Source organism: Phycicoccus jejuensis (assembly GCF_000720925.1).
Lineage (GTDB): Bacteria > Actinomycetota > Actinomycetes > Actinomycetales > Dermatophilaceae > Phycicoccus > Phycicoccus jejuensis.
Window position 1 is genome coordinate 385,871 of sequence record NZ_JOEE01000002.1, and the last position, 13,899, is coordinate 399,769.

Annotated in this window: 13 protein-coding genes; 10 read left to right on the forward strand and 3 right to left on the reverse strand. The window is 73.4% G+C overall.

Going from position 1 to position 13,899, the window contains the following annotated elements:
- The first annotated feature begins 33 nt into the window (after positions 1-33).
- The 10 genes from IG69_RS0105780 to IG69_RS0105825 all read left to right on the forward strand — a co-directional run bounded on the left by IG69_RS0105780 (position 34) and on the right by IG69_RS0105825 (position 10,833).
- Positions 34-1,002: an ABC transporter ATP-binding protein gene (locus tag IG69_RS0105780; RefSeq protein ID WP_030527223.1), complete on the forward strand. Its 969-nt coding sequence runs from the start codon at positions 34-36 to the stop codon at positions 1,000-1,002.
- A 27-nt stretch (positions 1,003-1,029) separates the two neighbouring features.
- Positions 1,030-1,785: an ABC transporter permease gene (locus tag IG69_RS0105785; RefSeq protein WP_030527224.1), complete on the forward strand. Its 756-nt coding sequence runs from the start codon at positions 1,030-1,032 to the stop codon at positions 1,783-1,785.
- A 226-nt stretch (positions 1,786-2,011) separates the two neighbouring features.
- Complete coding sequence (locus IG69_RS0105790; protein ID WP_030527225.1) at positions 2,012-3,529, forward strand: multicopper oxidase family protein; 1,518 nt, start codon at positions 2,012-2,014, stop codon at positions 3,527-3,529.
- A 3-nt stretch (positions 3,530-3,532) separates the two neighbouring features.
- On the forward strand, positions 3,533-5,080 hold the full coding sequence (locus IG69_RS0105795) for a class I adenylate-forming enzyme family protein (protein WP_051750256.1): 1,548 nt from the start codon (positions 3,533-3,535) through the stop codon (positions 5,078-5,080).
- A gap of 2 nt (positions 5,081-5,082) precedes the next feature.
- Positions 5,083-5,934 carry a 2-amino-3,7-dideoxy-D-threo-hept-6-ulosonate synthase gene (locus IG69_RS0105800; protein ID WP_036829263.1) on the forward strand — a complete coding sequence of 284 codons (852 nt, stop codon included), beginning with the start codon at positions 5,083-5,085 and terminating at the stop codon, positions 5,932-5,934.
- The gene (locus IG69_RS0105805; RefSeq protein ID WP_030527228.1) at positions 5,903-7,015 is read left to right on the forward strand and encodes a 3-dehydroquinate synthase II family protein; all 1,113 of its coding nucleotides are present in this window, start codon (positions 5,903-5,905) and stop codon (positions 7,013-7,015) included. The genes IG69_RS0105800 and IG69_RS0105805 overlap by 32 nt, the downstream gene beginning before the upstream one ends.
- 55 nt (positions 7,016-7,070) lie before the next feature.
- Positions 7,071-7,511, forward strand: coding sequence for a DUF6069 family protein (locus IG69_RS0105810; RefSeq protein ID WP_030527229.1), 441 nt, complete (start codon positions 7,071-7,073; stop codon positions 7,509-7,511).
- A gap of 204 nt (positions 7,512-7,715) precedes the next feature.
- On the forward strand, positions 7,716-9,023 hold the full coding sequence (locus IG69_RS0105815; protein WP_030527230.1) for an ABC transporter substrate-binding protein: 1,308 nt from the start codon (positions 7,716-7,718) through the stop codon (positions 9,021-9,023).
- Positions 9,020-9,982, forward strand: a complete 963-nt coding sequence (locus IG69_RS0105820) for a carbohydrate ABC transporter permease (RefSeq protein WP_030527231.1) — start codon at positions 9,020-9,022, stop codon at positions 9,980-9,982. Before IG69_RS0105815 ends, IG69_RS0105820 begins: the two co-directional genes overlap by 4 nt.
- A complete protein-coding gene (locus IG69_RS0105825) occupies positions 9,979-10,833 on the forward strand; it encodes a carbohydrate ABC transporter permease (protein ID WP_030527232.1) in 855 nt (284 codons plus the stop codon). The genes IG69_RS0105820 and IG69_RS0105825 overlap by 4 nt, the downstream gene beginning before the upstream one ends.
- A gap of 54 nt (positions 10,834-10,887) precedes the next feature.
- Here the strand turns inward: IG69_RS0105825 and IG69_RS0105830 are convergent, their stop codons facing one another.
- The 3 genes from IG69_RS0105830 to IG69_RS21520 form a co-directional block, all read right to left on the reverse strand.
- The gene (locus IG69_RS0105830) at positions 10,888-12,063 is read right to left on the reverse strand and encodes an FAD-dependent monooxygenase (protein WP_036829125.1); all 1,176 of its coding nucleotides are present in this window, start codon (positions 12,061-12,063) and stop codon (positions 10,888-10,890) included.
- A 1-nt stretch (position 12,064) separates the two neighbouring features.
- Positions 12,065-12,814, reverse strand: coding sequence for a helix-turn-helix transcriptional regulator (locus tag IG69_RS20885; RefSeq protein WP_051750258.1), 750 nt, complete (start codon positions 12,812-12,814; stop codon positions 12,065-12,067).
- Between the two features lie 355 nt (positions 12,815-13,169).
- Positions 13,170-13,328, reverse strand: a complete 159-nt coding sequence (locus IG69_RS21520; RefSeq protein WP_084696604.1) for a thiazolylpeptide-type bacteriocin — start codon at positions 13,326-13,328, stop codon at positions 13,170-13,172.
- Positions 13,329-13,899 lie beyond the last annotated feature (571 nt).

Genomic DNA, 13,899 nt, shown 5'->3' on the forward strand with positions numbered 1-13,899 from the left:
CACCCGGCCCCCGCACCGCCGAAGGGGAGCCCCGTGATCCGTACCCGAGACCTGCGGATGTCGTTCGACACCGGCCGGGGTCGCCGACGCCGCCCCGTCGACGCCGTGCGGGGCATCGACCTCGATGTCGATCGCGGCGAGATCGTCGGACTGCTCGGACCCAACGGCGCCGGCAAGACGACGACGCTGCGCATCCTCTCGACGTTGCTCCGCCCGACCTCCGGCACCGTCGAGGTCTGCGGCCACGACGTGCGGACCGCCCCGCGCGAGGTCCGCCGGCGGCTGGGGTACGTCGCCCAGGGCGGCTCGACCTCGCGTCGTGCCCGCTGCGGTGACGAGGCCACCGACCGGGGGATGCTCTACGGCCTGACCCGGCGCGCCGCCCGCGAGCGGGCCCACGACCTCTTCGACAGGCTCGACCTCGGCGATCTCTGGGAGCGGCCCACCGGTTCGCTCTCCGGGGGGCAGCGCCGCCGCCTCGAGATCGCGACGGCCCTGGTCCACCGGCCCGAGCTCGTCGTCCTCGACGAGCCGACGACCGGTCTGGACCCGCAGTCGCGCGCCAACCTCTGGGACCACATCCGCGATCTGCGCGAGAGCCATGGCACGACCGTGCTCGTCACGACCCACTACCTCGACGAGGCCGACGCCCTGAGCGACCGGCTCGTCGTCGTCGACCACGGCAGCGTCGTCGCCGACGGCACCTCCGACGCCCTCAAGGCCGACCTCGACGGCGACGTCCTCACGGTACGGCTCGCCGACCCCTCCGAGGCCGGACGGGCGGCACTCTGCCTGCGGGCGGTGCTCGGCCACGCTTTCAGCCCGACCGACGACGGCACCCTCACCGGACCGCTGCACGCGGGCTCCGGCGGCCTCGCCGTCGTCGTGCGCGAGCTGGACCGGCACGACCTGGCCGTCGTCGGCCTCGACGTGCGCCGACCGACGCTCGACGACGTCTTCCTCACCCTCACCGGGCGCTCGCTCCGCGACGCCGCGGCCTGACCCGCCCCCGAACCCCAGGAGAACCCGATGCAGCTCCTCCGCGACGCGACCGTCGTCTTCCGCCGGCAGGTGCGCCTCAACCTCCGCAACCCCGCGTGGGTCCTGCTCGGCGTGGCGCAGCCGATCCTCTACCTCGTCCTGTTCGCACCCCTGCTCGGCCCGATCGCCACCCAGATCGGTGTGGAGAACGCCTACACGTTCTTCGTCCCCGGGCTCGTCGTGCAGATGGGCCTCTTCGGTGCCCTGTACGTCGGCTTCGGGCTGCTCGCCGAGTGGCGCGAGGGGGTCCTCGAGGCCGAACGCGTGTCTCCCGCCAGCCGCGGCGCGCTGCTGCTCGGCCGCCTCGGCCGCGACGTCCTCCAGCTCGGCATCCAGTGCCTCGTGCTGGTCGGGGCCGGTTACGCCTTCGGGATGGACGCGCCGTGGTCGGGCGCCCTCGCCGGGGTCGGGCTCGCACTGCTCCTCGGGGCCGCCGGGTCGGCGCTGTCCAACGCCGTCGCCCTGCGCACCCGCAGCGAGGAGATCATGGCGCCGCTCGTCAACGTCGTGACGATGCCGGTGCTCCTGCTCTCGGGCATCCTCCTGCCGATGACCCTCGGACCGGGCTGGCTGCGGTCCGTCAGCGACGTCATGCCGGTCCGCTATGTCGTGGACGCCGTCCGCAGCGCGTTCGCGGGAGACCTCGCCGTCCCCGCCGTCGGCATCGGCCTGGCTGTCACCGGCACGCTCCTCGTCCTCGGCCTGACCGCCGGCGTCCTCGCCTTCCGTCGTGAGGACACCTGACCCAGCCCTCCACGCAGCACCCCACCGTCGAACACCCGGCCGGTCGTGACCTCGTCTCCGACCCGCCGGGTGTTGACGCGTGTCAGCGTCCCGGCCCTGCGCGTGGTGACCGATGTCACCACCCGGGTGATGACGGGCCGCCATCCAGGCCCGAGACCTTCTCCCGCTGTCGCACACCGCATTCGATGGGTCCAGCACACATCCGCCCAGACCCCGGGGAGAGGTCATGATCAACCGCCGCAGCGCCATCCGGCTCGCAGGAGCCGGCACCCTGTCCGCCGTCGCCGGCCAGCAGCTCGTCGCCCGGGCCGGCACCGCCGAGCTGCCGCAGGGCCTCGCCCTGGGCCGGGGTGGCCACGGGGCCCACACCGGCGCCGCGATGTCCACCGTCCGCCCCGACGACGCCGGCACCCGCCCGGACCTCGAGAAGTTCACGCTGCCGCTGCCCCTGCTGCGCACCGCGAAGCCGGTGACGACGCGCGGCGGCCAGGACGTCTACCTCAGCAGCATCCGCGAGGTGACCGCCGAGATCTTCCCCGGCCACCGCGTGCCGGTGTACGGCTACTTCGGCAGCTGGGTCCCGCCGGTGATCCGCGCCCGCTCCGGTCGCCGGACGGTCGTCATCCAGCGCAACGAGACGAAGGTGCCGGTGTCGGTGCACCTCCACGGTGGCGTCAACCGCGACGTGTTCGACGGCCAGATGTCGCGCCCGGTCACGCCCGGCGGCGTCTTCAGCTACGTGTACGAGAACGACCAGCCTGCCGCCGCCCTGTGGCTGCACGACCACACGCACCACACCGACGCCGAGAACGTCTACCGGGGCATGTCGAGCCCGTACGTCGTGACCAGCCCCGAGGAGGACGCGCTCGGCCTGCCCTCCGGCGAGTTCGAGGTGCCGCTCGTCCTGCGCGACGGAGACTTCGGCTCCGACGGCCGACTGGTCTTCACCATGGACGACACCGAGCACCGCTCGACCGTGCTCGTCAACGGCACACCCTGGCCGCGGATGGACGTCAAGAGGCGCAAGTACCGGTTCCGGGTCATCAACTCCTCGGCGATGCGCTTCTTCGTCCTCGGCCTCTCGGACGGCACCCCGATGACGCAGATCGGCAGCGACGCGAGCCTCCTCGAGGCGCCGGTCACCGCCCCGGTCGTCGTCGTCTCGCCCGGGGAGCGCGCCGACCTCGTCATCGACTTCTCGCAGTGGGCGCCCGGCACCGAGGTCGACGTCGTCAACTACATCGGCCCCGGCCCGATGGAGGACGTCGGCCAGGTGATGCGCTTCCGCGTCGGCGCGGACGCCCCCGACGACAGCGTCGTGCCCGAGCGGTTGACGACACTCCCGCCCGTCCCCGCCGCGACGGTCAAGCGGGCCTTCACCCTCGAGAGCAGCGAGCCGGGCGTCACCCCGATGTTCGGGTCGATCAACGGCCGCAGCTTCGACATGGGCCGCGTCGACACCACCGTGCGCTTCGGGACGACGGAGGAGTGGACGGTGACGAACGCGAACCCGACCGTCCCGCACAACTTCCACTGCCACCTGGCGCACATGCGGGTCGTCGACCGCAGCACCGGACCGGCCGCCCCCAACGAGCTCGGGCTCAAGGACACCGTGCAGATCTTTCCCGGGGAGAGCATCCGCGTGCGGCTGACCTTCGACCGCTACCGCGGCGTCTACCCCTACCACTGCCACATGCTCGACCACGGCGCGATGGGCATGATGGCCCAGCTCAAGGTGGTGTGACGGATGACCACCGAGGCCCTCCAGCGTCCGGCCGCCGCCCACCCGGGCGCGCACGCCGTCGGCAGCAGCGCCGCGCTGCTCGCCCGGCTCGAGCACTCCGCGGCGCCGGCCCTGCTGACGCCCGACCGCATCCTGACCGGCCACGAGCTCGTCACACGGGCGCGCGCCACCGCCGCGGTCCTCGCCGCGCACGGCGTCGGCGCCGGCCGCGTGGTTGCGCTGCTCAGCGGGCCCAACGACCCCGACGTCGTCGTCGCCCGGCACGCCGCGCGGCTCGTCGGCAGCACCGTCGTCCACCTGCGGTCGATGAACCCGCGCAGCGACGAGGAGGAGTTCGCCGTCGAGGCCCAGCTCGACGTCCTCGACCGGACCGGCGCAGACGTCGTCGTCACCGACGCCGCCTCCGCCGAGCGCTCCGCAGAGCTGCGGGCGCTGCGCCCGGGCCTCCTCGTCGTCCCGACCACGGACGATGCCGGCGCCGCGCCGGCGGTCGCCCCGTGGGTGAACGACCCCGGTGAGTGCACCGTCGTCGACGTCACGAGCGGCACGACCGGCGCCCCGCGCCTCGTCCGCCAGGGCCACGCGGCGCGTGAGCGCCTCGTCGCCCGTCTGGCCGACGACCTCGGTCCGGTCCCGACGCGCCTGCTGTCGGTCACCCCGGTCACCCACACGACGGCCCCGATGCTCGACGCCGTCCTCCTGCGCGGCGGCTCGGTCGTCCTCCACCGCGGCTTCGACCCCGACGCCGTGCTCGACGCCGTGGAGGCGGGCGTCACGGACCTGTACCTCGCCGTGCCGCACCTCTGCGCGCTCCTCGACCACCCACGGACGGCGACGGCACGGCTGGACGGGCTGCGCAGGGTCGTCTACAGCGGCACCCCGGCCGCACCGCACCGCGTGGCCGCCGCGCGCACCGTGTTCGGGGACGCCGTCGCCCAGGTGTACGGGACCACCGAGACCGGCGGTATCAGCGTGCTCACCCCCGAGGACCACGACGAGCCGCTGCTGCGCGGCACGGTCGGGCGGCCCTTCCCCTGGGTGCAGGTCGAGGTCCGCGACCCCGACTCGGGCTCCCCGTTGCCGCTCGGCCACGTCGGCGCGGTGTGGGTCCGCTCCGAGACGACGGCCGACGGCTACTGGGCCGAGGACGACACCGACCGGATGGCCCCGGACGGCTGGGTCGGCACCGGCGACCTCGGCGCCCTCGAGGCCCACGGCCGGATCCGGCTCGTCGGGCGGCTCGGCGGCGTCATCAAGCTGGGCGGGCTCAAGATCCACCCGGCGGCCATCGAGTCCGCGCTGCGCGAGCACCCGGCCGTGTCCGAGGCCGTCGTCCACGGGCTGCGCGACGCCGAGCGGCGCGAGTCCGTCCACGCGGTCGTCGTGCCCACGGCCGGCTGCGACGTCGACGAGGCCGAGCTCGTCGCCCACGTGACGCGGCGACTGAGCGCCGCCCACGCACCGACCCGCGTCGTCGTCTGGCGCGGCGTTCCGCTGACCCGGTCGGGCAAGCCCGACCGCCGCCTGGTCCGAGAGCTCCTGGGGGGATGACCGTGCCGACCACCACGACCGGCCCACGCACCACGCGCCTGCGCCGCCTCTACCGTCACGGCCCCCACGGGCTCCTCGTCACGCCGCTCGACCACACCCTCGCCTGCGGGCCGGTGACGAGCCCCGGCCGCAGCCTCGACGACCTCGTCGCCGCGCTGGCGGCGGGCGGCTCGGACGCCGTCGTCCTGCACAAGGGGGCGGTCCGGCACGTGGCTCCCGAGCACCTCGCCGCCGTCTCGCTCGTCGTGCACCTCAACGGCAGCACCGCCTCGGCCATCGACCCCGACGACAAGGTGATGCTCACCTCGGTCGAGGAGGCCCTCCGGCTCGGTGCCGACGCGGTGAGCGTCCACGTCAACCTCGGGTCGGTCACGGAGGCGAGGCAGCTGGCCGACCTCGCCGCCGTCGCCGCCGCCTGCGACCGCTGGAACCTGCCGCTGCTCGTCATGGTCTACCCGCGCGGTCCCGCCGTCCTCGACTCTGCCGACCCCGAGCTGCTCCTGCGGGCCGTCACCGTCGCCGCCGATCTCGGGGCCGACCTCGTGAAGACCGCAGCCCCCCGCGACGTCGCCACGACCCGCGACCTCGTCGAGAGCTGCCCCGTGCCCCTGCTCCTTGCCGGCGGACCCCCCCGGGCCACCGAGCGCGAGCTGGTCGCCGACGTGCGTCGCGCCCTCGCCGGGGGCGTCGGTGGGCTCGCCATGGGTCGGGCGCTGTTCCGCGCCGCCGACCCCCGCCGCACGACCGCCACCGTGGCGGCCCTGATCCACCAGAGACCGGGACTCGTCGCGAGCCCGCACACCCACCAGGAAGGAATGACCCATGTCGACGACGACCAGGCTGTGCTGGCTTGACCTGCGCGAGGCGACGTCCCGGGACGCGATCGTCGAGGAGGCCCTGCACCAGGGCATCGACGGCCTCGTCGCGGCTCACCCCTCGGAGCTCGCGGGCCTGCCGCCCTCCATCGACCGCGTGCTCCTCTCGGAGGAGCCCGTCACACCCGGCACCGACCTCGGCGTCGCCGACGTCGTCGTGGCCCCCATGACACCGACCGAGCGGCAGACCCTCGAGGCGGCACACCCCGACGTGCGCTTCGGCGTCTACGTCGACGTCGCCGACGCCCCGACGCTCGAGGACGCCTGCCGCGCCGCGAGCACGCAGGACCTGACGGTCATCCGGTTCCGCGACCCCACGAAGATCCCGCTCGAGATCGTGCTCGCGGCGGCCGACGCCTGCGACGGCTCGGTCGTGACGATGGCCGGTGACCTCGAGGAGGCGCAGATCATCTACACCGTCCTGGAGCACGGGTCGGACGGCGTCGCGCTGCGGGCCCGCGCCGTGGGTGAGGCCACCGCGCTGCGGGCGGCCGCCCTCGGCGGGTCCGACCCGGTCAAGCTCGACGAGCTGCGGGTCGTGCGCACGACGCACGTCGGGATGGGCGAGCGCGCGTGCATCGACACCTGTTCCTACCTCGGCCTCGACGAGGGGATCCTCGTGGGCTCGACGTCGAAGGGCCAGGTGCTCTGCGTCAGCGAGACGCACCCGCTGCCGTACATGCCGACACGTCCCTTCCGCGTCAACGCCGGGGCCATCCACTCGTACACGCTCGGCGAGAACGGCCGCACCCGCTACCTCTCGGAGCTGCGGGCCGGGGACCGCGTCACCGCGGTGCGCACCGACGGCAGCACCCGCCTCGTGACGGTCGGCCGCGTCAAGATCGAGAGCCGCCCGCTCATCAGCATCGACGCCGAGAGCTCGGACGGACGCGCCGTCAACCTCATCCTCCAGCACGACTGGCACGTGCGCGTGCTCGGCCCGGGCGCGGAGGTCCTCAACAGCACCGAGCTGCGCCCGGGGCACATCGTCCTCGGGCACCTCCCGACCGCCGACCGGCACGTCGGGTACCCGATCCGGGAGTTCTGCCGCGAGCAGTGACCCGAGGTCAACCACCCCCGTGCCCCGTTCCGGCACACCACGAAAGGAAGCCACCATGTCCGCACACACCATCGCCGACGCGCCCCTCGCGGCCCCGGCCGCCCGTCCCACCGCGTCCACCCTGGTGACGGCGACGGTCCGCGCGGCCGTCGTCGCCGTCGTCGTCAACGTCCTCGTCCACACCATCGCCCGGGTGACCGGCGTCGAGACCGTGCTCACCCCGCCCGGTGCCGCCCCCGTCACCGTCGCGCCGTTCGCCGTCGTGACGATGACGCTCGTCCCGATCGTCGTCGGCGGGGTGGCGCTCGTGCTCTTCTCCCGCGTCTCGCCGGCGAGCGCCCGGGCGCTGCCCTGGGTCGGGCTGCTCATCGGCGTCGGCACCGTCGTGATGCCCCTGTCGATGGGTGGGGCCCTCGGCGGTCGGCTGGTCCTCGCGGCGATGCACGTCGTCACCGGCATCGCCTGGTTCGTCAGCGTGAAGCGCGTGCGCGCCTGAGACGCGACGTCGACGAGAAGGTCCACCGGCAGGTTGCCGGTGGACCTTCTCGTCTCGTCGGCCGGAGAGCCCGACCTTCGACAGCGGTGACGCGGATCACGCACGCGTGCTCGCGGCTGCGACGACGGGGGCTAGCGTCGCCCGGGTCCGTGGTCGAGAAGCGTGCCGCAGGCGATCCCGCCCGCACCACTCCCCGGAGTCCGCATGCCCCTGACCCGTCGCCAGCTCCTCGCCGCCGCCGGTGCCGCCTCGGCACCCCTCGCGCTCAGCGCGTGCGGTGGCTTCTCCACCTCCGGCCGGGACAGCGGCGCATCCGCCTCCTCCGGCACCGTCACGTTCACGACGTGGGGCACCGACGCCGAGCTCGCCGGCCTCCGTGCCGCCATCTCCTCCTTCGAGCAGGCGAACAGCGGCGTCAAGGTCACGCTGAACTCGGTGCCGTACGAGCAGATGTTCACGACGATCGACGCCCAGCTGCAGGCCGGCAACCCGCCGGACGTCTTCCGCGTCCCGTACTACACGTTCGGCAGCTACGCCGGCCGCGGGCAGCTGCTCGACCTGAGCAGCCACCTCGACAGCGGCTTCTCCGACCGGTTCACCCCCCAGGCGTGGGCCGCGGTCCAGAACGGCGGCAAGCCCTACGGCGTCCCGCACCACACCGACACCTCTGTCATCCTCTACAACAAGGCGTTGATGGAGTCGGCCGGCGTGACCGACGTCCCGACGCGCATCGAGGACGCGTGGACCTGGCAGGAGTTCGAGGACGTCGCGAAGCGCCTGCGGCAGAAGCTCCCCGACGACAAGTGGCCCTTCGCGTACAACTGGCAGGGCAACGGCGTGACGCGCTGGCTCAGCTGGCTCTTCGAGGCCGACGGCCGCTTCCTCACGGAGGACCTGACGGCGGCGGCCATCGACTCCGACGCCGGCCGGGCCGCGGTCGAGTTCACGCAGGGCTTCTTCCGGCAGAACCTGGTGCCGCAGAACAGCTCCGTCAAGTCGTCGACCTACGCCGCGGACCTCTGGTACTCGGGCACGACGGCGATGAACTTCGGCGGCGCCTTTCTCGTCCCGGACGCCACGACCACCGCCGGCTTCGAGTGGGGCGTCACGTTCCCGCCGAAGAACGTCCGCTCCGCCGGCGACTTCGGCGGCAACGCCCTCGTCGCGACGAAGGCCGCCAAGGACCCCGCGCTCGTGGCGAAGTTCCTCGACCACGTGACGCAGAAGCAGCCGATGGCCGACTTCTGCGCCGGCGCGTCGCTGCTGCCCACGCGCGCCGACCTCGTGCAGGAGGGCATCGAGTTCACGGTCCGCCCCGAGCTCTCGCCCGTCTTCGTCGCCCAGGCCGGCGCCGTGCTGCCGCGGGACTCCGGGCAGGTCGCCTCGCCGTCGATGTCGGCGATCATCACCGTCCTCAAGGACCAGCTCGAGGAGGCGTTCGTCGGCGACCAGGACGCCGCGACGACCGTGCGCAACCTCGCCGACGGCATCGGCGCCGCCGTCGCGCGGTGAGCACCGTCCCCGCCGCGACCGCGGCCACCGCTCCGCCCGGCGTCCGGGCACCGGACCCACCGCGCCGGGGCCGGCGGGGGCCCCGGCGTGGCGCCGTCAAGGAGGCGCTCGCCGCCTACGGCTTCCTCGCGCCCGGCCTCGTGCTGCTGGGCACCTTCGTCTTCGTCCCCCTGGCCGGCGCCGCAGCCCTCAGCCTGCAGCGCACCAACGGGTTCGGCGACGGGGTGTGGGTCGGCCTCGACAACTACGCGCGGCTGTTCACCGACCCGGTCTTCTGGCGGGCGACGCTCAACACCGTCCTCTTCACCCTCGTCGTGACGCCGGGGTCGATGGCCCTCGGGCTGGGGGCGGCCGTGCTCCTCAACTCGGTGCTCCCGGCGCGCGGCCTCTTCCGGTCCGTGCTCATCCTCCCGATGGCCGTCAGCGGCGTCGCGACGGCGCTCGTCGGCGTCCTCGTGTTCGACCAGAACAGCGGCTTCGCCAACGCCGTCCTGCGCGCCCTCGGCCTCCCCGGGGTCGACTGGCAGTCGGGCGGGACGGCGGCGTTCGTCACCGTCGTGCTCGTGACCCTGTGGTGGAGAACCGGGTTCAACATGCTCATCTACCTGGCCGGCCTCCAGGGCATCGGCCGCGAGACGCTCGAGGCGGCGACGCTCGACGGCGCCGGGCCGTGGCAGCGGTTCCGGTACGTCGTCGTGCCGATGCTCGGGCCGTCGTCGTTCTTCCTCGTCGTCATGAACGTCATCTACTCGTTCCAGGTGTTCGACATCGTCTTCGTCCTCACCGGCGGCGGCCCGCGCAACGCGACCACGGTGCTCGTCACCTACGCCTACGACAACGGCTTCGTCACGCGTGACCAGGGGTACGCCGCGACGATCGGCGTCTTCCTCCTCGTCGTCAGCCTCGCGTTCACCTGGCTGCGCTGGCGCACGAGCCGCACCAAGGACCTCGTCGGATGAGCACCGCCGCCCCCGTCCGCGCCCACCGCCGGCGCCGCCGCGACCGGTGGATGCCGGCCCGCCTCGCTGCTGCCGTCGTCGTCTCGCTCGTCACGCTGTTCCCGCTCTACTGGATGGTCGTCGTCGCGCTGACCTCCCGCTCGGAGCTGCTCGGCGGCACGCTGCGCCTCGTCCCGCGGGAGCTGACGCTCGACAACTTCCGCCGGGTCCTCGACGCCTTCCCCGTCGCCGCGTGGGTCGGCAACTCCGTCGCGATCTCGCTCACCGTGGCGCTGCTCTCGGTGACGGTGAGCATGCTCGCGGGGTACGCGTTCGCGCAGCTGCGCTTCCCGGGGTCGACCGCGCTGTTCCTGCTCACGGTGGCCACGGTGATGATCCCGCTCCAGGTGATCATGGTGCCGCTGTTCCGGATCGTCACCTCGATGGGCCTGTTCGGCAGCTACTGGGCGGTCATCCTGCCGACGGCGGCCAGCGGCTTCGGCGCCTTCCTCGCGCGGCAGTTCGTCCTCGCCATCCCGCGCGAGCTCATCGACGCCGCCCGGGTCGACGGCGCCGGCCACCTGCGGATCTTCCGTTCGATCGTCCTGCCGCTCAGCCGGCCGCTGCTCGCGGTGCTGTTCTTCATGACGCTGCTGTCGTCGTGGAACGACCTCGCGTGGCCGCTGGTCGCGTTGCAGGACAACGCCCTCTACACGCTGCCCATCGGGCTGCTCTACCTCCAGGGGCAGCTCGGGTCCGACTACGGCGGCACGATGGCCTTCGCGATCATCACGGTCGCCCCGATGGTCGCGCTCTTCCTCGTCGCCCAGCGCTACTTCGTCGAAGGGTTCGCGCGCACCGGCATCCGCTGAGCGCGGTCCGGCCCCGCGCATCACCGTGCCGGGCGGACACGGAGGACGTGGCGGTCAGCTCGGCGGGAGCCAGCCGAGCGGGGCGAGCAGCTCGTCCTGCGCGGACAGCGAGGCACCAGCCACCAGCTGGGCGTCCCGGACGTCGCGCCACGGCCCGTCCGGGACGTGCAACGTCGCCGCGAGGTGACGGGAGGCGACCTGCGCCTGCGCGGCCCGCGGCGCCCGGAGCCGGCTGTAGCCGGCGAGGCGGTCGGCCACCCCGGTCGACCCCGGGGCCCCGAGGCAGCGGCCGAGCACCCAGGCGTCCTCGAGACCCTGGTTCACGCCCTGCGCGGCGAAGGGGAGCATGGGGTGGGCGGCGTCCCCGATGAGGACGACCCGGCCGTCGGCGAGACGGTGCAGCGGCTCGCGGTCGTGCAGGGCCCAGGCGCTCGTCGCCCCGACGCGGGCGACGATCCCCGCCAGGAGGTCGTCCCAGCCGAGGTAGGCGGCAAGCAGCTCGTCGACCGGAGCCGGGGCGGTCCAGTCCTCCCCGCCGCGGGTGGAGGGCACGACGGCGACGATGTTGAGCATCTCGCCACCGCGGATCGGGTAGACGACGGCGTGCGAGCCGGCCCCCACCCAGATCCGCACGACGGGCTGCGCGGCCTCGGGCGGACACAGCATCGTCGGGACCAGGGCCCGGTAGGCCGCGAGCCCGCTCGCGACGGGGGCGTCCGGGGCGAAGACCCCCCGCACGGTGGAGCGGATGCCGTCCGCCCCGACGACGAGGGACCCCTCCTCCACGGTGTCGTCGTCGAGCGTCACCCGGGCCCCCTCGGCCCCGGTCTCGACCGCCGTCACGCAGGCCCCGAGCCGGAGGGTGTCGTCCGGCACGGCCTTGAGCAGCGCGTGCTGGAGGTCGGCCCGGTGCACCGCGAGGTACGGCGCGCCGTAGCGGTCCTCGCAGGTGTCGCCGAGCTCGGTGCGGCTGATCACCTCGCCGCGCCACGACCGCACCTCGCGGTAGGAAACCGCCACCGCGCGCTCGAGCACCTCGTTCAGGACTCCGGTCTGCCGCAGCAGGTTGACCGACCGGGGGGAGAGCTGGACCCCGGCGCCGATCTCGTCGAGCGACGACGCCCGCTCGAGGACGGTGCTGCGGTGGCCGAGCCCGCCGAGGGTGGCCGCCAGCATGAGGCCGGCCATCCCCCCACCGACGACGACGGGGTGCGGTGCGCGCGCCGTCATCTCAGAGCCACCCCTTGTCGTGCGCCTGGCGAGCGGCCTCGTAACGGTTGCGGGCGCCGAGCTTGCGGATGGCGGAGGAGCTGATGTTGCGCACGGTCCCGCCGGTGAGGAAGAGCCGGGTGGCGATCTCCTTGACGGGCAGGCCCTCCGTCGTCAGCAGGAGCACGTCGCGCTCCCGCGGGGTCAGGGTGCAGCCTGCGGCGTCGTCACCGGTCGGGGCGAACGAGGTGTCGATGGTCGGGCAGCCCATGGCCGTGCCGCGGACCGCGTGGAGCAGGTGCGCGAGCCCGGCCTGGTGGCTCAGGAGGCTGATGTTGCCCTGGCGCAACGCCGTGTCGACGGCGGCGCGTGAGGGCTCGGTCGCGACGACGACGACCCCGCAGCGGTGGGTGGCGGCGATCTCCTTCGCCATCTCGAGCTGCGGCTGGCCGGCCACGCCGGCCAGCAGGACGACGTGCGGCCTCCACTGGGCGACCACGTCGCTGACCTGCTCGAGGCCGTGGACGAGCTTGATGGCCGCGAAGTCCCCGGACCCACCGAGGCTCTGGGCCAGGACCTCGCCGGTGAGGCGGCACGGGTGGCCGACGACGAGGCGCAGGACGGCCTGCGGCTTCTGGCCGCCGGCGGCGGCGGCGGGCGACCCGGCGCGCACGGCCTCGGGTCCCGGTGTGGGGTAGGGGTGCTCGGGCGCCAGGGTGGCGGTGGGCTTGAGCGTCGGGGCGGTCGGCACCCGGTGGGTCGTGATGGTCATGAGCGCATGCCTCCGATGCCTCGTGCTGCGCTCGCCGTGATGGTCTGGCGAGCGGTCGTGGTGTCCTCCATGGCCGTCTCCTCGGGATGGTCGGGGCCGGCGGTCGGTCGTCCCTCCGGCATGCCCGACTCTTCTCCGGCCGGCGCGCGGGCGGCAGTGTGCACGACCACGACTGCCCGATGACTGCGGTCACCGCACCCGCCGCCGCGCGACACCCCGCTCGCCGGCTTCGGTCACCCCCGCCCGTGCCTTCTCGGACGTGCAGGACGTGGCCGACGTCCTGGCGCAGGCAGCACGACAGGACCCACCCGGTGCACCGGGTGGGTCCTGTGGTCGTGCTGCGCGTGAACGACGTTCAGCAGGCGGAGCAGGTCGAGCTCGAGGAGGACGAGGTGCCGATCGAGCCGCTCGACGCGCCCATCTCGGGGAGGGCGGTGCCGTCGGCGGCCTCGAGGACCTCGACGTCCTGGACGTCGAAGCTGTCGAACGTGATGTCCTGGGTGTCCTTGCTCATGGTGTGTCTCCTTCGAATGGTGTGGTGATCTGGAAATCCGGCGCTTACCACCGGATTTCCAGCGGCTCACTTGCGCCAAAACGAAGGTATGACGGGGAACGCCTGCGGCAGAAGGGGACTGCAAGCAGCACGGGGTGCTCGTCACCCGCGAGATGACCCACGTCACTCCGCCCCGACTCTCCTCAGAGACCTCCACCGGGCTTGCCGTGTACGCAAAACCGTTGCTGCGCAACGGCTTCGGTACCGACCGAACAGCTCCGTGTCGAGGACGACCAAAGTCAGGGAGATCTCGCCGTGCCGGGTGCGATGACGAGGCGGCAGGACGAGACCGGGCCGGCGGGGTGGGTGCAGGGCGGTGAGGCGACGTCGAGCCGGCGGGGCGAGCTGGTCGCTCGTCGCTCCGCGGACGGCCGTGCCCCGAGCGCCCTCGCGGGGGCGCGCGGGGAGGGAGAGCCCCCCGGGGTACCGGGGCGGTCACGGCGCGGATGACGGCTGTCACCACCTGGCGCGTCGCCCCTCCCGGCGACCCGCCCGCCCGTGAGACCACAGAGGCAGCACGAACCAGCGCACG

Bases quoted from the DNA above. Each gene is read 5' to 3' on its own strand.
- IG69_RS0105815 (WP_030527230.1), top strand. From the start codon at position 7,716: ATGCCCCTGACCCGTCGCCAGCTCCTCGCCGCCGCCGGTGCCGCCTCG.
- IG69_RS0105790 (WP_030527225.1), top strand. From the start codon at position 2,012: ATGATCAACCGCCGCAGCGCCATCCGGCTCGCAGGAGCCGGCACCCTG.
- IG69_RS0105785 (WP_030527224.1), top strand. From the start codon at position 1,030: ATGCAGCTCCTCCGCGACGCGACCGTCGTCTTCCGCCGGCAGGTGCGC.
- IG69_RS0105810 (WP_030527229.1), top strand. From the start codon at position 7,071: ATGTCCGCACACACCATCGCCGACGCGCCCCTCGCGGCCCCGGCCGCC.
- IG69_RS20885 (WP_051750258.1), bottom strand. From the start codon at position 12,814: ATGACCATCACGACCCACCGGGTGCCGACCGCCCCGACGCTCAAGCCC.
- IG69_RS0105795 (WP_051750256.1), top strand. From the start codon at position 3,533: ATGACCACCGAGGCCCTCCAGCGTCCGGCCGCCGCCCACCCGGGCGCG.
- IG69_RS0105830 (WP_036829125.1), bottom strand. From the start codon at position 12,063: ATGACGGCGCGCGCACCGCACCCCGTCGTCGTCGGTGGGGGGATGGCC.
- IG69_RS21520 (WP_084696604.1), bottom strand. From the start codon at position 13,328: ATGAGCAAGGACACCCAGGACATCACGTTCGACAGCTTCGACGTCCAG.
- IG69_RS0105805 (WP_030527228.1), top strand. From the start codon at position 5,903: ATGTCGACGACGACCAGGCTGTGCTGGCTTGACCTGCGCGAGGCGACG.
- IG69_RS0105825 (WP_030527232.1), top strand. From the start codon at position 9,979: ATGAGCACCGCCGCCCCCGTCCGCGCCCACCGCCGGCGCCGCCGCGAC.